Raw genomic sequence first — 25180 nt, forward strand, 5'->3', positions numbered from 1 at the left:
CGACCGAGGCGCCCACTGTTCACATATACGCAACGAGTTGACTTGCATTTTCGGCCATCTGTCGCGTCCAGGCGAACTGTCGTCGAATCCGTCGGCGTCGCATAGCCCGCCGCGGGGTGAGAGATGGCCTACGTCACCGCGTTAAGGACTGATGATCTGCCACTCTTAGTGAAGTCGCATGCCGAACCAACCCAGCGATTCGGGAAGATGCCAGGGGGAATAATGTCCGATCAGCATCCTTACGTGCCCGTTCCCGAGGAATGTCGACGTGCGCTCGCCAGTCGCCTGCCCTATCTGACCGATTCGGTTCTGAACGAATTGCGGGCAACTGAACTCGCCTATCGGGACGGCACCATTCCGCCGGTCGAGCCGCCGATATGGATCAGCCGGTCGGTCGGCGCCGCGCTCGACGCCATGTCCCTCGAATCGGCGGACGAGATCGCCGACACCCTGTCCGTGGCCCGGACCACCGGGGCGCGCCGGGCTCGGCAGGGAGTGCCGATTGCGGCGCTCACCCGCGCGTACCACGTCGGCGGCCGCCTGCTCAACTCCACGGTCGCCCAGTGGGCCGCGGAGCAGGGACTGGCGGCGGAGCGGTCGGCAGCCTTCATGGACACCGTGCTGACCGTCGCGGAGCAGCACAGCCTCGCCGCCATCAACGCCTACCAGGAGCTGCGGCGTTCCCTGCCGGCCGCCTCGGCTGCGGAGGGTCTGCTGCACGCCCTGCTGAACGGTGAGACCAGCGCCGTCGTGGCGGGCGAGCTGGCGCGGGAGTTGGCGTTGCCGGAGCACGGTCGGTACGCGGTGATCGTGCTGCGCCCGGGTGCGCCGGGCGGTCCGACGCAGCCGCTGGCAGAGCTGCCCGCGTGGATAGCGGGCCTGCGCACCGTGTGGCAGGCGCACCACGATGCCGCGTTCGGCATCGTGGTACTGAAGGACGCCGTTCCGGGAGTGCTGGGCGACGACCTGCCGGCCGCCGGTGCGCGGGTCGGGATCAGCGCCGCCGTGCCCGGCCTCACCGAGCTGGGCCGGGCACGCCGCCAAGCCGAGCTGGCGGAGCGGACGCTCGGTCGCGGGACCGGTGTCGCGCACTTCGAGGAGCGTCTGACGCAGGCGATGCTCGCCATGGCGCCGGACGTCGCCCTGCAGATGCAGTCCCGGGTGCTCGCCCCGGTGCTGGAGCTGGACGAGGCGACGCGGGACGTGCTGCTGGAGACGCTGCGTGCCTGGCGTACCGCCGAGGGGTCGATGGCTGAGGCGGCCAAAGCGCTCTACTGCCACCGCAACACCATCCTGTACCGGCTGCGCAAGCTCGAGCGCTTGACCCGGCGCTCCCTCTCGTCGCCGCACGACATGATCGAAATCGTGCTGGCGGCAGAGGCGTTCGAGCTGGCGCACGGAGTGGGGGCTGCGCGCCGGGAAAGAGGTCGCAACCTTTTCCCTTAGGTAAGTTGGATATGACAACCTATCCCTATGGGAACACCTGACCTTCCGCAGAAGCGGCTTCCGACACGCGTCGACACCCCGGGCGCACCCGGCAGGCCGTGTTCGATCGCCGCGGCGTTGAAGATCGTCGGAGAGCGCTGGGCGCTGCTCGCGGTTCGCGAGATCGGATTCGGCAATCACCGCTTCGACCAGATCGTGATCAACACCGGCGCGTCCCGGGACGTCCTCACCGCGCGCCTGCGCTCGCTGGAGGCGGCCGGCGTGCTCTACCGGAGCCTGTACAACGAGCGCCCGCCGCGCTACCAGTACCACCTCACCGAGGCGGGCCGCGACCTGTTCCCGGTGTTGGCGGCGCTGCGCGACTGGGGCGATCGCTGGCTGGTCGAGGAGAAGCCGACCGTCGTCGAGCACACCTGCGGCCACGAGCTGCGTGTCGTGTCGGCCTGCGAGCACTGCGGCGGCCGGCTCGATCCCCGCGGCGGTCCGGCGGTGCCCCGCTTCCAGACCCCCGGCTGGACGAAGTCGGGCCCGGTGGAGGGCTGACCCGGCCGCGGCCGGACCTCGGGCGTCCGGCGCCGGCCGGCCTCTGAGTCCGGCCGCGGTCGCGAATGCCCTGTCCGCCCCCGAGCCGGGCCGCACCCGGGGGCGCATGGCGCCCGACCGGGCTACGGCCGCCGTCGGCCGGGCCGTTCAGTCGGCACGGCGCCGGAAGGTGCGGCCGACGCAGAGGCAGGCCAGCCCCGTCACCGCGGCGCACCCTCCGGTGAACCACCAGCCGCGGTCGAAGGCGCGCAGTGTCCCGGTCGACTCGGCATCCAGGATCGCCACCAGCAGCGCCACGCCGAGTACGGAGCCGAGCTGGCGGGCCATCGTCACCACTCCGGAGCCCGTGGAGAAGCTCTGCGGGGGGACTGCGGTGATGCCCGCGCCGATCAGCGTGGGCATCGTCAGGCCGACGCCGATACCGGTGAGCATCATGCCCGGCAGCATCCCGGTCGCGTAGTCGGAGTCCGCGTGCATCGCGCCGAGCCACCAGGCGATGCCGGCCACAAAGACCACGCAGCCGGCGAAGGAGACGAGCGCGGGTCCGAAGCGCCGGACGATCCCCGCCGCGCCGAGGGCGAGGACGGGCACCATCAGCGGTCCCGGTGCGAGCCCGAGGCCGGTGGCGAGGGGAGACCAGTGCCAGACGTTCTGCAGCCACAGCACGCACGACAGCAGCAGTGCGGCAAACGGGATGGCGAAGAGCAGGCTGGCGAACGAGGCGGTGGCGAAGGTCGGCAACCGCAGCAGCTCCAGCGGGAGCACCGGCGACGCGGCCCGCGCGGAGCGCAGCACGAAGAGGGCGAGCAGCAGCACGCCGCCGATCACCGAGCCGAGCACCTCGGCCGAAGTCCACCCCCACTCGGGGCTCTTGACCAGGCCGAGGGCGAGCACGCCGATGGCGGCGGTGAAGAGCGCCGCCCCGAGCAGGTCCGGCAGGTCGGCCTTGGTCCGGGGCGGGGTGCGGGGGAGCAGCCGGGGCCCGGCGAGCAGGACGACGAGGCCGATCGGGACGTTCACCAGGAAGACCCAGCGCCAGCTGATCTCGGTGAGCAGTCCGCCGGCGGCGGGTCCCAGCGTGGCGATGCCGCTGACCGCGGTCCACCCCCGGATGGCGCCCAGGCGCTTCTCCGGGGGCGCCGCCGCGAGGAGCAGGCCGAGAGAGGCCGGGATGAGGGCGGCCGCTCCCGCCGCCTGTAGCCCGCGCAGCGCCACCAGCGCCCAGATGTTCGGCGCGACGGCGCAGGCCAGCGAGGCGAGGGTGAACACGCCGGTGCCGGCCAGATAGGTGGCCCGCGCGCCGAACCGGTCGGCGAAGTTGCCCGCCGGCACCAGGAGCGCGGCGAAGACCACCGCATAGGCGTTGAGCACCCAGGAGACGGAGGAGAGGGGAGAGTCGTCTAAATCGCTGCCGATCTGCGGCAGGGCGACGTTGACGATGAAGAGGTCGAGATTGGCCATCAGGACCCCCGCCGCCACCACAGCGAACACGGGCCCGAATCTGTTCGGTTGGAGGGCCGCCGGCGCGGTGGCGGAGTCCTGGAGTTTCACGGTGCCTCGCAGTCGAATAGTGAGTTGGGATGTCCAACTGATTAAGTCGCCCATGATGCTAGCCAGGGTTCGTTGGACATGGCAACCAACCCTGCGGCGACTGGCAGCAGCCGTGAACTTCCCCACATCGCGCATGACTTGGCGGCCCGCCATTGCGTCGGGGTCGCCGGTTGCCTACGGTCAGTCGCATGTTCCAACTGACGAGGAGTGGGCCGTGACGACCGCCCTCCCGGATTCTCCCGGTCGCCTGCTGGCGCGCGGACTCGACGGCCCCGTCGAGGCCCCACGCCACCTGTGGGGCTTCGGCGGCCTGCACGGCGGGCTGACGCTGGCCCTGCTGACCTCGGCGATGCGCCGGTCGGCGCCGGCCGACGCCGAACTGCGGACCGTGACAGCGCGCTTCCACCGGTCGCTCACCGGCCGCTTCGACGTGGAGACCGCGGTGCTGCGGCCCGGCACGGTGACCACGCTCGCCGCCCGGGCCGTGCGGGCGGACGGCGGGCCCGGCCCGGAGGCCGACGCGACGGCGACCTTCGCCCCCCGGCGCCCGGCCGGCACCGCGCCGGTGAGTCCCGCGCCGCCGACCGCCCCGCCGCCGCCGGACTGCGAACAGTTCACCATCCCGCCCGAGTTCGTGCCCATCTCCACCTTCATGGAGATCCGGCCCGTCGGCCCCAACCGGCCCTATTCCGGCTGCGAGGAGCCCGAACTCACCGCCTGGATCCGGTTCACCGAGGACGATCTGCCCCCGGACACCGACCGCTTCCTGACCCTGATCGACGCGCTCGCGCCGTCCTACGCCGCCGTCCTCACCGACCTGCGGCTCGTTCCCACGCTGGAGCTCACGGTCCGTCCCGCGCCGGGCCTGGCCCAGGCCTCCTCGCCCTGGATCCAGCTGCACGCCCGGACTCATCGGGCCGACGCCGGAGGCTGGGTCGACGAGCACATCGACGCCTGGGACGAGGCCGGCACGCACCTCGGCTCCGCCTACCAGCTGCGGCTCGTGCGCCCGCCGGCGGCCACCTGACCGGTGCCGAAGCCGACGTGAGCCCCGCCGGCGATCCGGCGGGGCTCACGTCGTACGGCGCTCAGCCGATGCCCACGAGCTCCCGGCGGTATCCGGCGAGCTGCCTCGGGCTGTTCCAGCCCAGGAGCGCGGTCGTCGCCCCGTCCCGTGTGAAGCGGGCGACGAACGCGCCGGACCCCGGCCGGCCCTCCAGGACCTCCAGCTCCGCGCCCGGCGGGCAGGTGCCGTGCAGCTGGATTCTGACGTCGTACTGGTCCGTCCACACATAGGGCACGGTGTGGAAGGCATGCCCGGCGCCGAGGAGGTTGCGGGCCGCCGCGGCACCCTGCAGGACGGCGTTGGTGCGGTGCTCCTCCCGTACCAGCGAACCGTGCACCGGGTGCCGCCAGCGGGCCACGTCGCCCGCCGCGAAGACGCCGGGCGCGGCCTCGAGCGTCGCGTCGCACACGATGCCGTCCGCCAGCTCCAGCCCGCAGCCCGCCAGCCAGCCCGTCGCGGGGGTCGAGCCGACCGCGACCACGACCGCTTCGGCGGCCACCACGCTTCCATCGTCCAGCCGGATGCCGGTCACCCGCCCCGCCGCCGACGTGAAGCCGTCGACCGCCACTCCGGTCCGCAGTGCCACACCCCGCTCGGTGTGCAGACGGGCCACGAGCGCGCCGACATCGGGGCCGAGCCGCGCGGCCAGCGGGGCGGGCTCCGGGCAGACCAGCGTGACGTCAAGGCCGAGGCCGCGGGCCGTGGCCGCCACCTCGGTGCCCGTGAACCCGCCGCCGACCACGGCGACCCGCGGCCGCTCGGTCAACCTGGCGCGCAGCGCGGCGGCCTCGTCCAGAGTGCGCAGCAGATGCACCCCGGCCAGGCCCTGCGCGGACGGCAGCGGGCGCGGCAGCACACCGGTGGCGAGGAGCAGCCGGTCGTAGTCGAGGCGCTCCCCGCTGTCGAGCTCGACCCGGCGGGCCACCGGGTCGAGCCCGACGGCCCGCCTCCCCAGCCGCAGTTCCGTGTCCAGCTCCCGGTAGCGCCCGGCCGGCCGGAGCGCGGCCCGCTCGGCCGGCCAGGTGCCCGCGAGCACCTGCTTGGAGAGCGGAGGGCGGTCGTACGGGAGGTGCCTCTCCGCACCGACCAACGTCAACGGCCCGCGGAATCCCTCCCGGCGCAGGGTCTCGGCCGCTGACACACCGGCAGCCGCGGCCCCGACGATGAGGATCCTCATGCCCGGAGGTTTTCCAGCACGAGCGCGTTGGCGAGCCCACCCGCCTCGCACATCGTCTGCAGGCCGTACCGCGCGCCCCGGTCCTCCAGGGCGTGCAGCAGGGTGGTGAAGATCCGGGCGCCGCTGCCGCCGAGCGGATGGCCGAGGGCGATGGCGCCGCCGCGGACGTTGGTCTTCGCCGGATCGGCGCCGGTCTCCCGCTGCCAGGCCAGCACGACCGATGCGAACGCCTCGTTGACCTCGAAAAGATCGATGTCGGAGAGGGCGAGACCGGTCCGCTCCAGCACCTTGGCGGTGGCCGGGATCACCGCGGTCAGCATGAGCTGTGGGTCGTCCCCAACCACCGCGAACCCGGTCAGACGTGCCCGTGCCCGCAGCCCGAGCCGGGCCGCGACCTCCTCGTCCATGATCAGCACCGCGGAGGCGCCGTCGTTGACCGGCGAGCTGTTGCCGGCCGTGACCTGCCAGCCGATCTCCGGGAAGCGCTCTTCGTACTCCGGCGTGTGGTACGCAGGCCGCAGCCCGGCCAGCGCCTCCAGCGAGGTGCCCGGCCGCACCGTCTCATCCCGCACCCCCGGTACGGTCACCTCCCGGTCGAACTCCCCGGCCGCCCAGGCGGCGGTGGCGCGCTGGTGCGACTCCAGAGCGAACGCGTCGAGCTCGGAGCGGTCGAGTTTCCACCGGGCCGCGATCAGCTCCGCGCTGATCCCCTGGCCGATCAGACCCTGCGGGTAGCGCTCGGCGAGCGGGGCGAACGGATTGCTGCCGGGCAGCACGCTGGAGCCCATGGGCACCCGGGACATGGACTCGACACCGCAGGCGATCACGATGTCGTACGCCCCCGAGAGGACGCCCTGGGCGGCGAAGTGCACCGCCTGCTGCGAGGAGCCGCACTGCCGGTCGACGGTGGTGGCCGGCACGCTCTCCGGGAAGCCGGCCGCCAGCACGGCCGACCGGGTGAGGTTGACCGACTGGTCGCCGACCTGGGAGACGCAGCCGCCGATCACGTCGTCCACCAGCGCGGGGTCGACTCCGGTGCGCTCGACCAGCGCCCGCAGCGTGCCGGCGAGCAGCGCGACCGGATGCTCGCCGTTGTGCATACCCCCTTGCTTCCCCTTGCCGATGGGGGTCCTGACGGCCTCGACTACCACTGCGTTGCGCACGTGTTCTCCTGGGTGACGGGCTGCCCTGGGTGCCGGGGAGCCGCGGATGGGTGGGTGGTGGCCTGCTGCGGACGGTGCCGCTTACCGGCCGCGGGTGGCCTGTTAGGCGGACGGAACCGCTTCCAGCCGGGTGAAGCCCAGCTCCCCGAGTGGGCCGCTGACCGATGCGAGCGTGAAGCCGGCCTGGCCCAGCAGTCCGCGGTACTCGTCCTCGGTTCGTTCGCGGCCGCCGGTCAGGACGAGCATCAGCATGTCGGCGAGCAGAGCGCGGTGGTGCTCCGCCCCGACGACGTCGGGCACGACCCGCTCGAAGATGAGCAGACGGCCCTCCGGCTTGATCGACTCGCGGATGCCGCGCAGGATACGCAGCGACTTCTCGTCGTCCCAGTCGTGCAGGATGAGCTTCATGACGTACGCGTCCGCGCCCGCCGGCACCGATTCGAAGAAGCTCCCCGCCGTCACGGTGGCGCGGTCGGCGACACCGGCGGCCGCCAGCGTCTGCGCCGCCTCCGCCACGCCGGTCGGCATGTCGTACACCACGCCGGCCGTCCGGGGGGCGGAGCGGAGGATCTCGGCGAGGAAGACCCCGCTGCCCCCGCCGACGTCGACCACCGTGTGGAACCGCGTGAAGTCGCAGCCGGCGATGAGTCCGGCGGCGGTCTCGCTGGTCATCCTCCCCATCGCCCCGTTGAGCTTGGCCGCCTCCTCGGGGTGCCGGCCGAGGTAGGCGAACGCGGGCATGCCGTAGTTGTGCTCGAAGGCGGTGTCGCCGGTCCGCAGGGAGTGCGCCGCATCGCCCCAGGAGGACCAGGCGCCGGCCGAGCAGAGGAACCGGAAGACGTCCCGGACGCTGCCGGGGGTGCCCGTGCGGAGGTCGCCGCCCAACTCGGTGAGCTCGAAGCGGTCGGGCTCGGTCTGGGTCACGACGCCGAGCGTCGCGAGGACCCGCAGCAGCCGCAGTACGGACGGGCCGTGCGTCGCCGTCTCCTCGGCCAGCTGCCCGCTGGACCTCGGACCCTCCGCCAGCCGGTCGATGAGTTCCAGATCCGTCGCCACGTGCAGGATCTGCGCCGACATGTACTCCCAGGCGACGTCGGTCAGTGGTGAGCGCGCCATGTGTGGCTCCCTGATTCTCAGTTGAAGAAGTCGGCGAACGCGGCGAGCACGGCCTCGGGCTGCTCCTCGACCAGGTAGTTGCGCGAGCCCTTGATCTCGGCGACCCGGACGTTCGTGCCCGAGGCGGTCAGCGCCTTCTCCATGTAGGCGAAGAACGGGCCGTAGGCGAGGCCCAGCATCTCCACGGTGACCCGCGGATAGGAGGCGAAGTCCGCGATGTCCTGCTGATACGTCTGGAACCAGCCGGTGCAGGCCCGGATCGCCCCGGGGGCGTCGTACGCCTGGGCGTACACCCGCCGGTCGAAGTCCGTGATCGCGTCCGGGTTCACCAGGCTGATGCCGAACATGTAGTCGATGATGTGCCGGGACCGTCCGGCGAGGAGTTGCTCCGGCAACTCCCTGACCTGGTTGAACGCCAGCCACCAGCGATGCGGCGGGGCATCCCCGGGGCGCGGGACCATCGGGAAGTCGTAGTAGCTGTCGTCGATGTGGGTGGTGTTGAGGATCGCTGCCTTCTCGACCACCTCCGGGTGGTTGGCCGCGCAGGCGTAGGCGACCATGGCGCCGATCCCGTGCCCGGCGACCGCGGCCCGCTCGTAACCGAGGTGGTGGATCAGCTCCTTGATGTCGCGGGCCATCGCCTTCTTCTCGAAGCCGGACTCCGGCTTCTCGGAGGCGCCCATGCCCCGGATGTCGACGGCGATCACCCGATGACGCTCGGCCAGCGCGGGCATCAGCTTGCGGTACTCCCACCAGGTCTCCGGCCAGCCCGGCAGCAGCACCAGCGGCGGGCCCTCGCCCCCGCTGACGTAGTGCAGACGGACTCCGTTGACCTCGGCGAACTCGCTGGTGAACGTGTCACCCAGCGAGGCCGCCAGCTCCTGGTCGGTGATCGTGTGTTCCGTGGACATCTGCACTCCCTGTGCGGTGTCGGTCTGTGCGAAGTCGGCGTCGGACTGCGCGGTGTCGGTGCTACTTGACGGTGACGGGCAGCCGCTCGTGCCCGCGCTGGACGATCTGGTCGCGGAAGGACGCTCCCTTGGCGAGCGCCAGCCCGGGGAGCCTGTCGAACAGCCGCGGCAGCATCGACTCGACGGACATCCGGGCCAGCGCGGCGCCCAGGCAGTAGTGACTGCCGGCGCTGAGGGTCAGCGGCTGGTTGTCGCGCCGCGTGGGGTCGAAGACGCCGGGGTCGGTGAAGCGCCGGGGGTCCCGGTTGCCCGCCGCGATGAGCAGGGTCAGCGGGGTGCCCTGCGCCACCGGGAGGCCGAAGAACTCGAAGTCGCGCGAGGCCACCCGGTTCAGCGCCTGGACGGCGGGGTCGAAGCGGAAGGACTCGTCCACGAAGCCCGCGGTGAACTCCGGGTCGGTGCGCAGCCGGTCGTGGTGGTCCGGATGCTCGACCGCCAGCCGCACGGTGTTGCTGATCAGATCCATCGGTGCCTCGGTGGCCGCGACCAGGAGCAGCATGAGGTTGGCGACCAGCTCCTCCTCCGTGATCTCCCCGCCGTCGTCCATCGCCCGGATCCAGCCGCTCGTCATGTCCGGGCCGGGGGCGGCACGCAGCCGGGCAATGAGCGTGTAGAAGTACTCGGCGAAGCGCTCCATGGCCTGGTCACCGGGGACCAGGACACTCAGGTCGCCGATCGGGTCCAGCGCGAGGGTGATGGCGCCGATGCCCGCGCGCATGCCCGGCTGGTCCTCGGGTGGAATGCCCAGCAGTTCGCCGATGACCCCGATCGCGTAGCGGTAGGAGAACTCGCCGACCAGGTCGACGGTCCCGCCGTCCGCGCCCGCCCGGGCGAGGTGCTCCACGGCGTCCGTGGAGAGCCGGTCGACCATCTCGCGCAGTGCCACCACGCGTTGGGCGGAGAAGGCGTTGCCGAAGAAGCGGCGCAGCCGCTCATGCCGTGGATCGTTGCTGAACAGCATGTTCCTGGTCAGCCAGCGCCAGGACGCGTGCTCGCGCCAGCCCGGCAGCCGCTGGTCCTGCACCGCGTCGTCGGTGGAGAGCAGCAGCGCCGGCTCGCGCAGGGCCTTGGCGCACTCGGCGTGGCCGGTGACGAAGACGTGGGTGCCGCCCACGTCCACCAGCGGGCCGTGCGCCCGCATCTCCTCGTACAGCGGATAAGGGTTCTGCTTCCCCTCGTACGACAGCAGCCGAACCATGATGTCCAGCGGGTCGCGGAGGGTCGTCGTACCGGTCATGTTCACTCCTGGTCGCAGGTACGGCGGGGTTCAGAGCGGGGCGACGACGAAGTCCTCTTTGCCCACGCCGCAGTCGGGGCAGCTCCAGTCGTCGGGGATGTCCTCCCAGGCGGTGCCCGGCGGGATGCCCTCCTCGGGCAGGCCGAGGTCCTCGTAGTAGACCCAGCCGCAGATCAGGCACATCCAGGCCCGGCCGCGGACGACTTCGGTCGAGGTGCTCACAGGACGCTCTCCTCCGCATGCTCGGCGACGAAGGCCGCCGTGGTCTCCTTGGTCACGGCGGACATCAGGATGCCCAGGTGTCCGCTGTGCGGGACGCTCCGCAGCCGGGCGCCGGGAATCCCGGCGGCGATGGCCTCGGCCTCCGCGAACGGCGCCACCGGGTCGTGCGGGTCGGCGACGACCAGGACCGGTGCGGTGAGTCCGCGGCGGTGGGCGAGGACGTCCCAGTGGGTGACGGGGACGCCGTTGCGGCGGTGCAGTTCCGCGCGGATCAGCGCGACGGTCCGGGCCGGGAGCCGGCCGGGCGCCCACCGGTCGAGGACTCCGCTGAGGGTGCGGGTGGGCGCCACCAGGGTGAGGCTGTCGATGCGCAGCTCCGGCCGGTCCGCGAGGGCCGCGGCGGCCACGATCGAGCCGAGGGAGTGCGCCACGACCCCCCGGACCGGCCCGAGGGTGTCGAGGACCGCTCCCACCGCCTGCGTGTACTCGGTCATGGTGGCCTGGGTGCCCGCCGACACCCCGTGCCCGGGCGCGTCGAAGGCCGCCACCCGGTAGCCGAGGTCCCGGAGCGGGCCGATCAGGCTGTGCATGCTGCTGGAGTCGGCTCCCCAGCCGTGCACCAGCAGCGCGGTGGGCGCGTCGTCGCCGCCCCAGAGGTAGCCCTCGCGTACGCGCGGCGCTCCGGGTACGGGGAACGGCCGTGCGCCCAGCGGTGGCAGGTCCGCGGGGTGGATGCCGAAGGCCCGGGTGGTGCTGAACGCGTCGGTGGCCCGGCGCCCGGCCGCCCCGGGGGCCAGCGCGCCGGCCGCCGCGTACCCCAGCCGCCCGATCACGCCGCGGGCGCCTGGGAACGGTCCCGCGCCGGTACGGGATGGTGGCCGAAGTCGGTGTAGAAGCCGGACTCCGTGTCGTAGAAGTGGCAGTCCCGCAGGATGCGCCAGAGCTCGCCGAAGGTGAACCGGCGCTCGCGGACCATGTCCGGGAAGGCCTCCTTCAGCGCTTCCTGCGCCTTGGGCAAGTGGTAGAAGGGCACGGCCGGGATCACGTGGTGGGCCGTGTGGATCGAGATGTTGTGGGTGAGGAAGAGCAGCCACCGGGGGTAGGTGTAGTCGGTGGTCACCAGCAGCCGGCCGGCGTTGCGGGTCCAGTGCTCCCCGGAGAGGTAGGGGACGTCGCTGGTGCTGTGGTGCATGAGGGTGGTGGCGCTGAACCAGGCGTGGATGAAGAGCCACGGGGCCAGGAACATGGTGAGCAGGCCCTGGACGCCGAAGAAGTAGCCGAGCGCCGGGAGATAGAGCGCGCAGACGACGGCGACCACGACGATCGACCGGGCCACGTCCCGGCGCATCTGCCGCTTCGGGAAGAAACCGGGGCGGAAACCGGAGACCCGCCAGTAGTTGACGGTGCCGAACCAGAAGGCGAAGGTCCGGGTCCCCTTGTAGACGATCTTCTGCCGCAGCGGCATGCCGTCGTACATCCGGCCAGGCAGCGGACGCCAGTCGGTGTCCAGCTCCAGGTTGTTGGTGTGCGCGTGGTGCAGGTTGTGCACATGCCGCCAGGCGTGGAAGGGGTAGACGAGCGGGAGCAGCGCCGTGTGTCCGATCACCGAGTTGAGGCGACGGGAGCGGGAGAACGACCCGTGCCCGCAGTCGTGGGCGATGCAGTGCAGGCCCCAGCCGCCGAGTCCGGCGACCACCCAGAGGACCGGCCAGAGGTAGGCGGGGGCGACCGCCACGCCGGCGACGGCGCCCGCGTACAGCAGCCAGCTCAGCGCGAAGCCGAGCAGGCCCCGGGCGACGTTCGGCTTGAGGTACTCGCTGGGCACGGCCTCTTGCAGCCGCACCCCCTTGAGCTGCTCCGACTTGCGCATGAACTCGCTGAACTCGGGGCCTGGCGCGGTGGGGAAGGAGGGGAGTGCCATGGTCATCCCGTCTGTTCGGTGAGCCGCAGCTCCTTGGCCAGATAGCCGCTGAGCGCGTCGATGGTCGGGTGTTCGTAGAGCAGCGCGGGCGACAGACGGCGCTCCACGAGCTTCTCCAGGGCGCCGGAGACCTGGACCGCGACCCGCGAGTCGAGCCCGTAGGACTCGAACGAGGCGGCGGTGTCGACCTCGCCGGCGGTGATGCCGACCCGGCCCGCGAGATGCTCGACGAGCCAGCCGCGGAGCACCTCCTCGGTGACCGGGCCCTCGGGCAGGGACTGCTTCCGGGTGCGTTTGAACATCGGGTCTCCTTCAGGCCTGTGGAGTGCGGACGTGCCGGCGGCGGGCGGCGATGGTGGCCTTGTCCGGCTGGCGCAGGTCCCGTACGACGCGCACCTTGCCGAGGACGGTCAGCACCCAGCCGGAGAGATCCGGCTCCCAGGCGTGTACCGCGTGCTTGTACGAGCCAGGGAAGGCGTGGTGGTTGTTCTGGAGCCCCTCCCCGAAGGTGAAGACGGCGACCGGCCAGTTGTTGGCGCTGCGGTCACCGTTGTCGAACGGACGCCCGCCCCACATGTGCGAGAGCGAACCGACGCACCAGGCCGCCTGGTTGGCGACGAAGATCCGGGCCAGGCCGCCGAAGACGAACGCGGTGAACGCGGCTTTCAGGCTGCCGCCGACGACGAGCCCCACGACCGTCGGGATCAGCAGTCCGAGGGCCAGCCAGTACAGGTAGGTGCGGTGGTAGAACATAAGCCGGCGGTCGCGCAGCACGTCGGGGGCGAAGACCGTCCAGCGGGAGGTCTCGTCGCTGAGCATCCAGGGCATGTGCGCGTGCCACAGCCCGCGCAGCTTGTTCACGACGCCCGGGCCGTGCAGGTTCGGCGAGTGCGGGTCGCCCTCGTGGTCACTGAAGCGGTGGTGGCGGCGGTGCGTGGTGACCCAGAACATGATCGGGCCCTGGCCGCCCATGGACCCGGCGATCATCAGGACGCCCTCGAAGAAGCGGGACGTCTTGAAGGACTTGTGGGCGAGGTAGCGGTGGAAGCCGATGGTGATGCCGGCCATGTGGACGGCGTACATGACGCCGAAGAGCGTCCAGTCCACCGCGGTGACCTGGCCCGTCCAGAGCAGGTACAGCGCGGCGGCGAAGCCGATCGCGGGCAGCGTCATCAGGGTGAACGCCGTCACCCACTTGATCCTTCGGCTCGCCGGGTCGAGCTTGACGATGGCCGGCTCCAGCGCCGGGCCGACGGTGGTCGACATGGGATTACCTCCTTGCGTTCTCGGCGGAGTGCTTACCGCGGCTCGGATAGCGCACGTTCGTCACCAGTCCCGCGCGGTCGGCCAGCCTGATCACCGAACCGGCGATGTCGAGCTGCCAGAACGTGCGCCGGGTGACGGCCAGGGCGGGCTGGGCGTGGTGGTTGTTGTGCCAGGAGCCGCCGACCGAGAACGGGGCGAGCGCCGCGACGTTGCGGCTGTTGTCCCGCGTCCGGTACGGGCGGTTCCCGAGGGTGTGCCCGATCGAGTTGACCCCCCAGGTGACCTGGTCGAGCAGGAAGATCCGGGCCAGACCGCCCCAGAGCAGCCCGCTGACGGCACCGGTCGCGCTACCGCTGACCAGGCCGCCGACGGCGGCGGGGAGCACGAGGCCGAGCGCCACCCAGGTGAAGTAGTGGCGGTTCAGACGCATCACGGTCCGATTGGCCATCAGGTCCGGCACATGGCCGCTCCAGCCGCTGCGCCGAACGGTGAACAGCCAGCCGACATGCCCGTGCCACAGCCCGCGCAGCCGGGCCAGCCGGTCCGTGCCGATGGGGCGCGGGGAGTGCGGGTCGCCGTCGGCGTCGGTGTGGGCGTGGTGCATGCGGTGGGTGGCGACCCAGAAGAGGATCGGCCCCTGCGCGGCCATGCTGCCGGCGACGCCCCAGACGGTGGTGACGACCGGTCCGGCGGCGAACGCCTTGTGCGAGAAGAAGCGGTGCAGCCCGCCCTCGACTCCGAGTGCCGTCACCAGGTACATGACGGCCAGCAGGACGCCGTCGGTCACGGTGAACCCGTAGTGCCAGGAGAAGACCACGGCGGCGGCGAAGCCGGCCGCGGGGACGCAGACGGTCAGATAGGCCAGACGGCGGGCCAGGCGATCGGTGTCGGACCGGGCGGCCGCGGGCATGGCGGTGGTCATCGGAACTCCTGGGGTCAGGGCGCGACGGGGGTGGCGGCCGGGCGGGGGCGCTCGAGCTTCCCGGCGAGGTAGTCATCGCGGACCGCGCCGCGGCGGACCTTGCCGCTGGTGGTCACCGGGACGGTGCCGGGCGGACCGAGGCGGATGGTGCCGGGCGCGATGCCGTGGTCCGCGGTCACCGCGGCGGTGATCTCCTGCGCGGCGCGGGCCAGCTCGCCGTCCGTGCGTACCGCGGACGGGGTGAGCTCGGCGACGACGACCAGCTCCTCGGCGGCCGCGCCGGGGCGTACGACACTGAAGGCGGCCGCCCGGCGGAGCCAGTCGCAGGCGGTGAGCGTGGAGAGCTCGATGTCCTGCGGGTAGAGGTTGCGGCCGGCGATCACGATGAGGTCCTTGATCCGACCGGTGATGTACAGCTCGCCGTCGTGCAGGAAGCCGAGGTCGCCGGTGCGCAGCCGGCCTGCCGGAGTGTCGGCGTCCGTCCAGGCGTCGGCGGTGCGCGGAGAGCCGTCGGGGGTGCCGCTTGAGCCCGCGTCCGCCGGGCGGGCCCCAAAGGTGTCGGCGGTGAGCTCCGGGCGCTGGAAGTAGCCGTGCGCCACGTTGGGCCCGCTCACCCAGACCTCGCCGACGTGTCCCTGCGGCGCCGGGACCAGGGTCTGCGGATCGACGATGATTACCTCGTGGCCCTCGGCGACGGCGCCGCAGCTGACCACCTCGACGGCGTCGTCCGCCCACGGTGCGCCGGCCACCGCCCGCCCCTGCTCCAGCCCGGCCCGGCCCAGCCAGCGCGTCCTGACCGGCGTACCGTCCGGCTTGCCCGAGACGAAGAGGGTGGCTTCGGCCATCCCGTAGCAGGGGATGACGCACTTCTCGTCGTAGCCGGCCGGCCCGAAGCGGTCGCGGAAGCGGTCGAGCGTCGCCTTGAAGACCGGCTCGCTGCCGCAGTAGAGCTGGCGCAGCGTACTCAGGTCGAGGGCGGCCAGCTCCTCGTCGGTGACCGAGTCCGCACACATGTCGAACGCGAAGTTCGGTGCCACGGAGATGGTGGCCCGGTGGTCGCTGACAGCCTTGAGCCAGCGGAACGGGCGCTGCACGAAGTGCACGGGGGAGAGCAGGACCAGCGGCCAACCACCGTGCAGGGACAGCAGGATCGTGCCCATCAGGCCCATGTCGTGGTACGGCGGCAGCCAGCTGCACCCGAGGCGCTCCGGATCCGCGCCCATGTTCGCTTCCAGGGCACGGCAGTTGCTGACCAGGTTCTCGTGCGTCAGCACGATCCCCTTCGGATCGCCGGTGGAGCCGGAGGTGTACTGGATCAGTGCAGGCTCGTCCGACGCCACCGTCCGATGCGCCACGGCCGCGGCGGGGACGGCGGTGTCCGGGCCCGCCACGTCGGCGTCGTCCAGGGTGAGTACCCGGACGCCGGACAGCGGCTCCGCGGCCATGGCCTCGCTCTGCAGATGGTGGCCCGCCATGATGACCGCGTCGGGTCGGCAGTCCGCGACGATCGACACGAAGCGGCTGGAGGCCTTGCGGCCGAACGGGGGGAAGGACGGCACGGCGACCGCCCCGGCCTGGAAGATGCCGAACAGCGCTGCGATGTAGGGCAGTCCGGGGTCCAACGCGAGCACCACCCGCCGCCCGGCGCAGTCCCCCAGCCGGCCGGCCACCTCCGCCGCGCGCCGGGCGAGGTCGTGGTAGCTCCAGTCCACGGCGCTCTGCGCGGTGCCGTCGGAGAGGAACCGGTAGGCGAGCGCGGGCGGCTCGGTCAGCCGCTCACGCAGGATGTCGGGGAGCGTCATCAGGCGCATCAGCAGTCCCTTCGGGGAAGTCGGCCCCCCAGGGGATGCCGGGGGCGGGGGGCCGGTCAACGGCCGCCGGACGAACTCTGTGCAGGCGAACAAAGCCCCGTACAGCCGTTGTTGCCGTGCACGGGACCGCGGCGGGTCCGCGCCCCGCCCCGTCCACCCGGCCCTACAGTCGTGGTGCGGGGACGGGCGTAGAGAGGAACACGTGGACAGGAAGAGCAGCATGAAATCGTTGATCCTGGGCGGCGCGCGGACCCCGATGGGCAAGCTCATGGGCTCGCTCAAGGACTTCTCAGCACCGCGGCTGGGCAGCCTGGCGATCCGCGAGGCGCTCGCGCGGGCCGGGGTTCCGCCGGAGCAGGTGGAGTACACGATCATGGGGCAGGCGATCGGCGCCGGCGCCGGCCAGAACCCGGCCCGGCAGGCCGCGGTCGCCGCGGGCATCCCCATGGGGGCTCCCGCGATGACCGTCAACAAGGTCTGCCTGTCCGGCCTCGACGCCGTGGCCCTGGCCGACCAGCTGATCAGGGCGGGGGAGTTCGACCTCATCGTGGCCGGCGGACAGGAGTCGATGACCCGGGCGCCGCATCTGCTCGCCGGAGCGCGGGCCGGCTTCAAGTACGGCGAGACGGCGCTCGCCGACGCCACGGAGCTCGACGGACTGTACTGCGCCTTCGACGACATGGTCATGGGCGAGGCGACGGAGCGCTACAACGGCCGCTACGGCGTCACCCGCGAGGAGCAGGACGCCTTCGCCGCCGCCTCGCACCACAAGGCCGCCGCAGCGGTCGCGAGCGGCGCGCTCGCCGAGGAGATCGTTCCGGTGCCGGTGCCCCAGCGCAAGGGCGGCGAGGTGCTGGTCGAGCACGACGAGACGGTGCGCCCCGACACCAGCGTGGAGATCCTGGGCAAGCTGCGCCCCAGCTTCGGGGCGTCCGGGACCATCACCGCCGGCACCTCCTCACCGCTCAACGACGGCGCGGCGGCGGTGGTGGTGTGCAGCCCGCGCAAGGCGGCGGAGCTCGGCCTCACCGCGCTGGCCGAGATCGGGGCGCACGGGACGGTCGGCGGCCCCGACCCCAGCCTGCACGAGCAGCCGGCCAACGCGATCAACGCCGCGCTCGCCCGCGCCGGCCTCGGCGTCGGAGACCTCGACCTGGTGGAGATCAACGAGGCGTTCGCCTCGGTCGGACTCGTCTCAGCCGGCAAACTCGGCCTCCCCGCGGAGATCCTCAACGCCGACGGCGGCGCCCTGGCGCTCGGCCACCCCCTCGGCGCCTCCGGGGCCCGCCTGGTCGTCCACCTCGCCTACGCTCTGCGCCGCCGCGGCGGAGGCACCGCCGTCGCCGCCATGTGCGGAGGCGGCGGGCAGGGGAGCGCGCTCCTGGTGCACGGGGTGGCCTGAACCCGGATCCACCGGGTCGCTTTGCGGGTGATCGTGCAAGATGACCTTGCGTGCGGAACGGGCCGGCCCCGGTGGAGGGGACGACAGCCCCCCCCCGCCGGGCGCCTGGCCCGTTTCGCCTCAGCCGCCGCTCCCCGCCTCGCAGCCGCCGCGCACGGCGCCGTCGCGGATGTAGAGGACCATCACGCCGTCGATCCTCTCGATGCCGCCGGTGCCGAAGCGCACCCACAGCGGACAAGCGCCGGCGTCGCTGCCCTGGTGGGTGCGTGACGGAGCGTCGGCAACGGGGAGGCTCTGAAGTCTTGCCGCAGATAACGCCCTGCGCGTTTCTGACCAGCTGAGACAGCCCATGGCGACGGAGTCCTCGAAGCGCCGGCCCATGTCTTTCGTGCTGCGGCAGGTCCAGGCCGACGCACGCAGCCGAGTGAAACGCGGTCCCGCTCAGCGCTCGTGCCACGGGGAACCCACGGAGTCCCTGTTGGATGACCGCAGGTACCCACGAGTGAGGTGAGGGCGCATGGCGGACAGCAGCGTGGACGCACGGCCACCGGAGGGGCTGAAGGCCGACGCGATCGGGTTCCTCGACGCACTCGTCATCGGGCTCAACTCCACCTCGCCCGCGTACTCGCTGGCCGCGGTCGTCGGTCCGGTCGTGGTCCTCGTCGGCGTCTACGCCCCCGGCGTGATGGTGGCGTCCTTCGTACCGATGCTGTTGATCGCGTCGGCGTTCTACTACCTCAACAAGGTCGACCAGGACTGCGGAACGACCTTCTCGTGGGTCACCCGCGCCATGGGGCCGTGGGCGGGCTGGCTCGGGGGCTGGGCCATCACGATGACCGGGGTCCTGGTCGTCGGATCGCTGGCGGACGTCGCCGTCACCTTCGCCCTGCTCGCCTTCGGCCTCGACAGCTGGGCCGACAACGACCTCGTGCGCCGACTGCTCGCGGTGGCGCTCATCGTCGTCATGACCGCCGTGTGCGTCGTGGGCACCGAGGTCTCGGCCCGGGTGCAGAACGTCCTCATCCTCGCCCAGGTCGCCTGCCTGCTCGCCTTCGCCGTCGTGGCGCTCTACCGCGTCTACGCTGACAAAGGGATGTCCGATTCCGTCGACCCGTCGATCAAGTGGCTGAACCCCTTCGGCGCCGGAGGCGCTTCGCTCACGGCCGCTCTGCTGCTGGGCGTGTTCATCTACTGGGGCTGGGAGTCGGCGGTCAACCTGACCGAGGAGACCGAGGACCCCGCCAGCGCGCCCGGCAGGGCCGCCGTCTGGTCGACGGTCGTGCTCCTGGTGACCTATGTCTCCGTCGCCTTCGCCGTCGTGGCCTACGCCGGAACGACGTTCCTGACGGACAACGCGGGAGAAGAGGAGTTCGTCTTCGCGCTGCTGGCAAGCGAAGCGATGGGAGACTGGGACTGGGTCGTCCTGCTCGCCGTCTCCACCTCCGCGCTGGCCTCGACGCAGACGACGATCATCCCGGCGTCCCGCACGGCCCTGTCCATGGCGCGCCGACAGGCACTGCCCCGGCACTTCGCCCACATCCACCCACGCTTCCGCACACCCGATGTCAGCACGTGGTGGGTCGCCGGCATCGCCATCGCCTGGTACGTCCTGGTCAACCAGATCAGCGCCAACGCCCTGTTCGACTCCCTCACCGCGCTGTCGCTGTTGATCGCCTTCTACTACGCGCTCACCGGGGTCGCCTGTGCCGTGTACTACCGCCGCCATCTGACGGAGAGTCTCCGCAACTTCGTACTGATCGGGCTCGGCCCGCTCGTCGGCGCGGGACTGCTCGCCTGGCTGTTGGTGGAGTCGGTCACCGACATGGCGGACCCGGCGAACTCCTACAGCGGTGTCTCGTGGTTCGGTCTCGGACCGCCGCTCGTCATCGGGATCGGCATCGCCGTCGCAGGCGTGGTCCTCATGGTCGTGTGGCGGCTGATGTCTCCGGCCTTCTGGTCGGAACGCCCCGATGTGGCCGATCCCGAGCTCGTGCACCGGAAGGAGCACTGACATGGCGGTGATCCTCGGATACGACGAGTCCCCGGGCGCGGTCCGCGCCCTGCGAGTGGCCTTGGAACTGTCCGCGGCGTTGGCCGAACCTCTCGTCCTGGTCTACGGCGCCGCTGCACCGGGAGGCCCGGGGGGCGAGTATCAGACCCACCAGGAGGCCGTTCGCGAGGCCGGACGTCTGGCCCTCGGTCACGCTGTCGCAGCGGCCGACGCCGTCGGTGTCGCGACGACCGTCGAGATCATCGACCAGAAGCCGGCGCAGGCCCTCCTGGAATCCGCGTCGCGCCATGACGCGCGGTTCATCGTGGTCGGCAGCTGGGGAGAGAGTCCCGTCCGCGGTGCACTGCTGGGCTCGACACCCCACAAACTGCTCCACCTCTCGCCCGTCCCGGTGCTCTGCGTCCCGATGGAGACATGAGATGGTGACGGCCGTCCCGGGGCGGGTGGGACATGGCTCCCACGGCGGCAGCATGCTCGTGTGGTCCGGGAACCGTGGGCGCACGACGCTGTCGCGCTTGGGGTACGACATTGTCGGTATGGGCGAGTCGCATGTCCGCAGTCACACGCAGCGCCAGGGCGAGATCTCCTACATTGCGCATCCTCGGGTATGGGGGCAGGGCATCGGCACAGGAATCGGGCGCCAGCTTCTCTCACGCGGCTTCGGCCAGTTGAGGCTTCATCGAATCTTCGCCACCTTGACCCGCGGAATGTCGGCTCCGCCCGAGTGCTCACCAAGCTTGGCATGACGTACGAGGGGCACCTTCGACACACGGCATGGATCCGAGACGGCTGGCGGGACTCCCTGATGTTCAGCATTCTTGAAGAGGAATGGCGTGGTAGGCAGGCCGAGATTGACGTGGCGGGTGAAACGCTGGGTGTGGAAACGTCGCCCATTTCCAGTCCGAGCAGTTCCGAAGCCCGGGCCTCCGAACTCACGTAGAACGCCAGCAGCGCCCGGTCTCGATCAGTACGCAACCGCGCGAATAGTTCATCGAGCAGATCGTCAGGGGATTGACAGCAGCCACAACGACCGAAACCAGCGCAGCACGGGCACCTTCCGGCGGGCCTGATCTCGGCGGTCCGAAGGCTTCGGAGCGGACGCCACTACGGAGCCTGAAGATCCTGGCGGGCCGCGTCCCGGAACACCGCGATCTGGTTGGCGAGGTCCTCCCTGTGCTCGGCGAATCGCATGTGGATTTGCGCCGTTCCGGGATCGCTGCGTCCAGCCAACTCCAGCCAGATAGTTGCGTCAACGACGATCTGCTTGGCGGTGGCGAGCATGGGGTGCATGGCCTGGACCATGAAGTCGGGGCCTTCGAGGTCAACGTCTTGCGCCCGTTCCAGAAGGAGCCCTTCAGCCGACCCCAAGACCTGCAGACCTCGCTCGACCAGAGACGATTGGTCGCTTCCTAACGCGGGCGACAACGCGCGCGCTTCGGTCTGGAACCGGTGGGCTGCGGCAAGGAAAGCGGCATACGCGTCGCGACGCAGCTGACGACGCCACTGGGCGTGTGTTCCTGCCAGCTGATCGCGCGACTGGCGCCGAAGCCCTGCGGCGGCCACCAATCCCGTCATGACGGCCCCGAGTACGCCGACGCCGGCCCCTGCGATGGCCGCCCATCCCTGGTCCATCCCGGCATTATCGGGTCAGTTCGCCTGGCACGACAGCGTACGGGCGAGCCGGGCCGAGCCTGGTGAGTGCAAACGCCGCCCTGGACGTCGGCGGGAGTGACAAGAAGGTCGACGAGCAGGCCTCGGCGAAAGTGGTCCACCTCCACCGTCAGCAGGCCGGTCGGCGCCCAGGTCAGCTGCTGCTGCGGGTGGTTGTGTGGGCAAGCCGCTCCCGGCGTCGAGCGGGATGACGATGCTCGAGCAGTCGATTGTGTCCGTGGGGCAGGTGGGAACCCTGCGTTGCACGGACAGCTGGTGGCTCCCTGTCGTTCCGGGCCCGCCCGGCGTGCGTACGTGACGGCGTCACTGGGCCTTCGGGGCCGGCTCGACTACGTGTATCGCCTTGAACTTCGGCAGGGCCTTGTCGGCGTACTTCTCGTCGGCGTTGTGCGCCTTGAACGCCTTCCAGGCGAGTTGCTCATCATCCAGCGCCTTGTTGCTCTTGTTCCCGATGAGTGCCGCCACCCGGTCCTTGACGTTCGTCCGTCCGAGCGTCATGCCCTCGTCGTCTTCGGCGGCCTGCTTCACCTTCGCCCCGACCTGCGGCAGCGACTTCTCGACCGCGTAACGCAGCCAGGCCGCCTGGTCCTCACCCCAGTGCGGCTTACCCCGCTTGGTGTCCATAACCTTCTTCTGCTCGGCGATGTAGCGTGCCGCCGACCGCTCACCGATGCCGATCCCCGCGCCCGAGCCGGCCTTGACCAGCCGATCCACGACCTGCCGGTCGCCGACCACGGCGGCGAGGCCCTGGCGTTCCTGGTCGGTGAGGTCCGCGACCGTGGCGGCAGGCGGGGGCTTTTTCTTCTTGTCCTTGGCCTTTTCCTTGCGCCATTCCGCGAGGGCCCGCTTGTTCGCGGGCGCCAGGGCTTTCTTGAGCTCCTTGGGAGTGGCCTGTGCCGCGAGTTCCTCCGCGCTCAGCTTGTTCAGCTTCGCGATGTGCTTCGGCCGCTCGGGAAGCCCGGCGATGACCTCGCTGCGCCAAACGCCGAACTTCCGCATGCGTTCGAGGTCGGCGTCGTCGAGTCCGGTCTTCGAGAGGTTCGCCGAGACGATCCGGTCCGCCTTCGCCTGGTCGAGAGTGGTTCCTGCCGGAAGTGCCATGACGGCCTGCCAGACCGCCTTGACCGCTGCCGCGCACTCCTTGGCGGCAGCCAGCTCGTCCGTGGTGAGGCCGAACTTGTCGCGGAGTTCCTTGTGTCGCCCCAGCAGGTCGAGCGTCCAGACCAGCGTCGCCTGCACCCTGCTTCTGTAGCTGGCCCGGGCTCCCGAACTGGTGTCGTAGGACGACTCCGTGACGGGCTTGTCCTCGCCGCCGACCTCCATCTCCACGATCACGCGCAGGATGTCCGCGATGAGCCGCTCGATCTGCTCGGGCGTGCGCTCCGCCTTGGCTGCGGTGGCGGTGGTGGTGGCGGTCGTCGGCGCGCCGCCCCCGGCCCGCTGGATCGTCACCGCGCCCAGGTGGCCGTGCACGCGTTCCGCCCTGGGCGCCTCGGGCCATGTCTGGCGCCCGGCCAGGAGCCGTGTCACCGCCGTGTTGCCCGCCAGTCGCTGCAACTCCAGCAGCGAAGCCCGCCCCCGCGCCGGCCCACCCTGACGGAGCCTCTGCCGACCGGTCCGCTCAACGTCGTCCGAGTGCACTGCGGGGGCATGCTGGGTGGTTTGCCCCCGGCGTCGCTGCTCCATGCCGTCAGTATTCCCCGGACCACCACCAGCGGCACGACCCGTCCCCGCCCGCTGCCGAGGACTGCCCTTTCGGGCACGCCGCGCCTCCCCTCCGGCCGTAGTACGAAACGCGGCAGCCCGCACCGACGTCGTCGAGACCGCAGTGACCGGCACGCAGCCGCTCAACGCAACCTGTTGTGCCGCAAACGCCGCGAGGGGAAGCACCACATCGCAGCCCTCATTGCACCGGCCCGGCGCCGCGTTGACGTCCTCTTCGCCATGCTTCGAGACGGCACCTTCTACGAGCCGCCCACACTCACTACGGCTTGACGAGAGACATAGAGGCACGTTACCCGTTACGTGCTCTCACTCCGGATCCGCCGCCGGGGCCAGGCGCACCTCTTCCACGTCCAGTTGGGCCTGCACCTGCTGGAGAACGGCGTCGTCGATGCGGCGGGCGTCCCGCAGGCCGATGACGGCGGAGCGCTTGTGTTCCAGGAGGGCCAGGCGCAGGGCGGTGTCCTGTTCGTGGTGTCGTACGAGCACTCTCGCGTCCGGGGCGTCCGCGGTTGCAGCGGCCCGGAGTGTGTTCAGGTGGGTGGCGTACTCGGTGCGCAGCCGCTCGGTGACCTCGGGGTCGGTCCCGAGCTCGGCCGCCACCGTGGGGAGGGCGTCGAGTGCGGCCTCCGATGCCGCGGTCCGGGCGAGAGCGGGTTCGCGGTCGGCGTCCGTGTCGCGGGGCAGTCGGGCCCAGCGGGCCACGCGCGGAAGGACCGGCGCCTGCACCACGAGGGTGGTCACGACGACGCCGGCGGTGACGAAGACGATGGTGTCGCGGTCGGGGAACGGTCCACCGGAGTCGAGGGTGTACGGCACGGACAGCGCGAGCGCCAGGGAGACGGCCCCCCGGAATCCGGCCAGAGCACTGACCACGCGGGCCCGGTGACCCATGCGGCGCTCCCGCTGCCGCGTGCGCCGGTCCAGCGCTCTGATGGTGTACACCGCGGCGAACAGGAAAAGGAACCGGACGACGACCAGCGCACAGGAGAGCGCGGCCACCATCAGCAACGCCTCGGAACACCTTCGCGTCGGTCATGGTCCGGACGGTCAGACGCGCCGTGCCGCCCTCGAGGTCGAGCGCCGTGTCCACCTCGTCGATGGAGCGGTAGACGAACTGCCCGGCCTTCATCAGGCTGCGGCGCGTGCCCGGACGGCGTCGAGGTCGTCGCGGACCCGCTGCGGCTCGGCGTCGAGCGGCATGTTGACCTCGTCCCGTACCGCGTCCAGGGAGCCGGGCGGGTCCTGGTCCAGCGCCGCGAACGACGGCCCCAAGTCGCTTGGTGCGTCTCCCTGTTCGGCCACCAGCTCGAAGGTACGGCCGGCTGCCTCGGGAGCGGTGAGGGCCGCCACCAGGACCCGTGCGATGTCGGTGCGCGCGACACTTCCGTCGGCGGGGCCGCCGGAGCGGCGGCGGTCGCCCTGGAGGAAGACCACCTGGTGTTCGTCGGGTCCGTTCATGTCGAACCAGCCCGGCCGCACGATGGTGTAGGTGAGGCCACTGGCCCGTACCAGACGCTCCGAGCGGCGCTTCCACTCCAGCAGATGGCCGTAGCTGCTGCTGCGGGTGGTGGCCCCGATGGAGGTCATCAGCGCCACGCGGGGCCGCGCGCCGTCCAGGGAGGCCAGGGCGGTCAGGACGTTGCGTACGCCTGCGTAGTCCACCGTCTCAGGCGAGGAAGCGCCGGTGCCGAAGGAGCCGAGGGTGAGCACGATGGCGTCGGCACCGGCCACCGCCTCGGGCAGGTTCTCGGGCCGGGTGACATCGCCGACGACAAGCTCGGCGTCGGCGGGGAGCAGCTGGGCGCCCTTCGCGCGGTCACGCACCAGGGCCCGGACGGTGTGTCCGCGGGCGATCGCCTCGGTCACGACGAGCCGTCCGATGCTGCCGGTGGCGCCGACCACCAGCACGGTCAGGGGGTGTTCTGCCATGTTCGTCTCCTTCTCGCAAGGGCGCGTCCA

At 71.3% G+C, this 25180-nt stretch carries 24 protein-coding genes and 1 pseudogene; 8 read left to right on the plus strand and 17 right to left on the minus strand.

The window, feature by feature from the left end:
- Positions 1-123 precede the first annotated feature (123 nt).
- Positions 124-1446 (plus strand): helix-turn-helix domain-containing protein, encoded by a 1323-nt coding sequence (locus tag ABZ725_RS29645; protein ID WP_358805579.1) that lies wholly within the window; start codon positions 124-126, stop codon positions 1444-1446.
- A gap of 27 nt (positions 1447-1473) precedes the next feature.
- A complete protein-coding gene (locus ABZ725_RS29650) occupies positions 1474-1989 on the plus strand; it encodes a helix-turn-helix domain-containing protein (RefSeq protein ID WP_358805580.1) in 516 nt (171 codons plus the stop codon).
- A gap of 147 nt (positions 1990-2136) precedes the next feature.
- On the opposite strand, the gene ABZ725_RS29655 is transcribed toward ABZ725_RS29650, so the two are convergent.
- On the minus strand, positions 2137-3480 hold the full coding sequence (locus tag ABZ725_RS29655; protein ID WP_358805581.1) for an MFS transporter: 1344 nt from the start codon (positions 3478-3480) through the stop codon (positions 2137-2139).
- Positions 3481-3754: 274 nt separating this feature from the next.
- Between ABZ725_RS29655 and ABZ725_RS29660 the strand changes: the two genes are divergently transcribed.
- Positions 3755-4567, plus strand: coding sequence for a thioesterase family protein (locus ABZ725_RS29660; RefSeq protein WP_358805582.1), 813 nt, complete (start codon positions 3755-3757; stop codon positions 4565-4567).
- Positions 4568-4628: 61 nt separating this feature from the next.
- On the opposite strand, the gene ABZ725_RS29665 is transcribed toward ABZ725_RS29660, so the two are convergent.
- The 12 genes from ABZ725_RS29665 to ABZ725_RS29720 form a co-directional block, all read right to left on the minus strand.
- On the minus strand, positions 4629-5783 hold the full coding sequence (locus tag ABZ725_RS29665; RefSeq protein ID WP_358805583.1) for an FAD-dependent oxidoreductase: 1155 nt from the start codon (positions 5781-5783) through the stop codon (positions 4629-4631).
- Entirely contained in the window at positions 5780-6946 is a 1167-nt protein-coding gene (locus tag ABZ725_RS29670; RefSeq protein ID WP_358805584.1) for a thiolase family protein, read from the minus strand. Before ABZ725_RS29670 ends, ABZ725_RS29665 begins: the two co-directional genes overlap by 4 nt.
- A 102-nt stretch (positions 6947-7048) precedes the next feature.
- On the minus strand, positions 7049-8062 hold the full coding sequence (locus ABZ725_RS29675; RefSeq protein WP_358805585.1) for a methyltransferase: 1014 nt from the start codon (positions 8060-8062) through the stop codon (positions 7049-7051).
- 17 nt (positions 8063-8079) lie between these two features.
- Positions 8080-8973, minus strand: coding sequence for an alpha/beta hydrolase (locus tag ABZ725_RS29680; RefSeq protein ID WP_358805586.1), 894 nt, complete (start codon positions 8971-8973; stop codon positions 8080-8082).
- 61 nt (positions 8974-9034) lie between these two features.
- Positions 9035-10270 carry a cytochrome P450 gene (locus ABZ725_RS29685; protein WP_358805587.1) on the minus strand — a complete coding sequence of 412 codons (1236 nt, stop codon included), beginning with the start codon at positions 10268-10270 and terminating at the stop codon, positions 9035-9037.
- A 30-nt stretch (positions 10271-10300) separates the two neighbouring features.
- Positions 10301-10453 carry a rubredoxin gene (locus tag ABZ725_RS29690; protein WP_351913927.1) on the minus strand — a complete coding sequence of 51 codons (153 nt, stop codon included), beginning with the start codon at positions 10451-10453 and terminating at the stop codon, positions 10301-10303.
- A 35-nt stretch (positions 10454-10488) separates the two neighbouring features.
- Positions 10489-11325: an alpha/beta fold hydrolase gene (locus ABZ725_RS29695; protein ID WP_358805588.1), complete on the minus strand. Its 837-nt coding sequence runs from the start codon at positions 11323-11325 to the stop codon at positions 10489-10491.
- Positions 11322-12413 carry a fatty acid desaturase gene (locus ABZ725_RS29700; protein ID WP_358805589.1) on the minus strand — a complete coding sequence of 364 codons (1092 nt, stop codon included), beginning with the start codon at positions 12411-12413 and terminating at the stop codon, positions 11322-11324. The genes ABZ725_RS29695 and ABZ725_RS29700 overlap by 4 nt, the downstream gene beginning before the upstream one ends.
- A gap of 2 nt (positions 12414-12415) precedes the next feature.
- Positions 12416-12715: an acyl carrier protein gene (locus ABZ725_RS29705; protein ID WP_358805590.1), complete on the minus strand. Its 300-nt coding sequence runs from the start codon at positions 12713-12715 to the stop codon at positions 12416-12418.
- A gap of 10 nt (positions 12716-12725) precedes the next feature.
- A complete protein-coding gene (locus tag ABZ725_RS29710; RefSeq protein ID WP_358805591.1) occupies positions 12726-13679 on the minus strand; it encodes an acyl-CoA desaturase in 954 nt (317 codons plus the stop codon).
- 4 nt (positions 13680-13683) lie between these two features.
- The gene (locus tag ABZ725_RS29715) at positions 13684-14601 is read right to left on the minus strand and encodes a fatty acid desaturase (protein ID WP_358805592.1); all 918 of its coding nucleotides are present in this window, start codon (positions 14599-14601) and stop codon (positions 13684-13686) included.
- Positions 14602-14615: 14 nt separating this feature from the next.
- Positions 14616-16412 (minus strand): fatty acyl-AMP ligase, encoded by a 1797-nt coding sequence (locus ABZ725_RS29720; protein ID WP_358805593.1) that lies wholly within the window; start codon positions 16410-16412, stop codon positions 14616-14618.
- A gap of 220 nt (positions 16413-16632) precedes the next feature.
- Between ABZ725_RS29720 and ABZ725_RS29725 the strand changes: the two genes are divergently transcribed.
- The 4 genes from ABZ725_RS29725 (at position 16633) to ABZ725_RS29740 (ending at position 20571) form a co-directional block, all read left to right on the plus strand.
- Positions 16633-17814: an acetyl-CoA C-acetyltransferase gene (locus tag ABZ725_RS29725; protein ID WP_358805594.1), complete on the plus strand. Its 1182-nt coding sequence runs from the start codon at positions 16633-16635 to the stop codon at positions 17812-17814.
- A 517-nt stretch (positions 17815-18331) separates the two neighbouring features.
- Positions 18332-19825, plus strand: coding sequence for an APC family permease (locus ABZ725_RS29730; RefSeq protein WP_358805595.1), 1494 nt, complete (start codon positions 18332-18334; stop codon positions 19823-19825).
- Position 19826: 1 nt separating this feature from the next.
- On the plus strand, positions 19827-20243 hold the full coding sequence (locus ABZ725_RS29735) for a universal stress protein (protein ID WP_358805596.1): 417 nt from the start codon (positions 19827-19829) through the stop codon (positions 20241-20243).
- Positions 20244-20361: 118 nt separating this feature from the next.
- Complete coding sequence (locus ABZ725_RS29740) at positions 20362-20571, plus strand: GNAT family protein (protein WP_358805642.1); 210 nt, start codon at positions 20362-20364, stop codon at positions 20569-20571.
- 358 nt (positions 20572-20929) lie between these two features.
- Here ABZ725_RS29740 and ABZ725_RS29745 read toward each other — a convergent pair whose 3' ends face one another.
- Positions 20930-21457, minus strand: coding sequence for a hypothetical protein (locus ABZ725_RS29745; RefSeq protein WP_358805597.1), 528 nt, complete (start codon positions 21455-21457; stop codon positions 20930-20932).
- Positions 21458-21799: 342 nt separating this feature from the next.
- Positions 21800-23053: a hypothetical protein gene (locus ABZ725_RS29750; protein WP_358805598.1), complete on the minus strand. Its 1254-nt coding sequence runs from the start codon at positions 23051-23053 to the stop codon at positions 21800-21802.
- A 309-nt stretch (positions 23054-23362) separates the two neighbouring features.
- Here ABZ725_RS29750 and ABZ725_RS29755 point away from each other — a divergent pair.
- Positions 23363-23491: pseudogene (locus ABZ725_RS29755) on the plus strand (IS110 family transposase); the annotation flags it as partial.
- Positions 23492-23527: 36 nt separating this feature from the next.
- On the opposite strand, the gene ABZ725_RS29760 reads toward ABZ725_RS29755, so the two are convergent.
- Entirely contained in the window at positions 23528-24223 is a 696-nt protein-coding gene (locus ABZ725_RS29760; RefSeq protein WP_358805599.1) for a cation:proton antiporter, read from the minus strand.
- Between the two features lie 126 nt (positions 24224-24349).
- On the minus strand, positions 24350-25150 hold the full coding sequence (locus ABZ725_RS29765) for an SDR family oxidoreductase (protein WP_358805600.1): 801 nt from the start codon (positions 25148-25150) through the stop codon (positions 24350-24352).
- Positions 25151-25180: the final 30 nt, after the last annotated feature.

Source organism: Streptomyces sp. NPDC006872, assembly GCF_040635845.1.
Classification (GTDB): Bacteria; Actinomycetota; Actinomycetes; order Streptomycetales; family Streptomycetaceae; genus Streptomyces.

Bases quoted from the DNA above. Each gene is read 5' to 3' on its own strand.
- ABZ725_RS29645 (WP_358805579.1), top strand. From the start codon at position 124: ATGGCCTACGTCACCGCGTTAAGGACTGATGATCTGCCACTCTTAGTG.
- ABZ725_RS29650 (WP_358805580.1), top strand. From the start codon at position 1,474: ATGGGAACACCTGACCTTCCGCAGAAGCGGCTTCCGACACGCGTCGAC.
- ABZ725_RS29665 (WP_358805583.1), bottom strand. From the start codon at position 5,783: ATGAGGATCCTCATCGTCGGGGCCGCGGCTGCCGGTGTGTCAGCGGCC.
- ABZ725_RS29675 (WP_358805585.1), bottom strand. From the start codon at position 8,062: ATGGCGCGCTCACCACTGACCGACGTCGCCTGGGAGTACATGTCGGCG.
- ABZ725_RS29680 (WP_358805586.1), bottom strand. From the start codon at position 8,973: ATGTCCACGGAACACACGATCACCGACCAGGAGCTGGCGGCCTCGCTG.
- ABZ725_RS29685 (WP_358805587.1), bottom strand. From the start codon at position 10,270: ATGACCGGTACGACGACCCTCCGCGACCCGCTGGACATCATGGTTCGG.
- ABZ725_RS29690 (WP_351913927.1), bottom strand. From the start codon at position 10,453: ATGTGCCTGATCTGCGGCTGGGTCTACTACGAGGACCTCGGCCTGCCC.
- ABZ725_RS29700 (WP_358805589.1), bottom strand. From the start codon at position 12,413: ATGGCACTCCCCTCCTTCCCCACCGCGCCAGGCCCCGAGTTCAGCGAG.
- ABZ725_RS29705 (WP_358805590.1), bottom strand. From the start codon at position 12,715: ATGTTCAAACGCACCCGGAAGCAGTCCCTGCCCGAGGGCCCGGTCACC.
- ABZ725_RS29710 (WP_358805591.1), bottom strand. From the start codon at position 13,679: ATGTCGACCACCGTCGGCCCGGCGCTGGAGCCGGCCATCGTCAAGCTC.
- ABZ725_RS29715 (WP_358805592.1), bottom strand. From the start codon at position 14,601: ATGACCACCGCCATGCCCGCGGCCGCCCGGTCCGACACCGATCGCCTG.
- ABZ725_RS29720 (WP_358805593.1), bottom strand. From the start codon at position 16,412: ATGCGCCTGATGACGCTCCCCGACATCCTGCGTGAGCGGCTGACCGAG.
- ABZ725_RS29725 (WP_358805594.1), top strand. From the start codon at position 16,633: ATGAAATCGTTGATCCTGGGCGGCGCGCGGACCCCGATGGGCAAGCTC.
- ABZ725_RS29730 (WP_358805595.1), top strand. From the start codon at position 18,332: ATGGCGGACAGCAGCGTGGACGCACGGCCACCGGAGGGGCTGAAGGCC.
- ABZ725_RS29735 (WP_358805596.1), top strand. From the start codon at position 19,827: ATGGCGGTGATCCTCGGATACGACGAGTCCCCGGGCGCGGTCCGCGCC.
- ABZ725_RS29740 (WP_358805642.1), top strand. From the start codon at position 20,362: ATGGGCGAGTCGCATGTCCGCAGTCACACGCAGCGCCAGGGCGAGATC.
- ABZ725_RS29745 (WP_358805597.1), bottom strand. From the start codon at position 21,457: ATGGACCAGGGATGGGCGGCCATCGCAGGGGCCGGCGTCGGCGTACTC.
- ABZ725_RS29760 (WP_358805599.1), bottom strand. From the start codon at position 24,223: ATGGTGGCCGCGCTCTCCTGTGCGCTGGTCGTCGTCCGGTTCCTTTTC.
- ABZ725_RS29765 (WP_358805600.1), bottom strand. From the start codon at position 25,150: ATGGCAGAACACCCCCTGACCGTGCTGGTGGTCGGCGCCACCGGCAGC.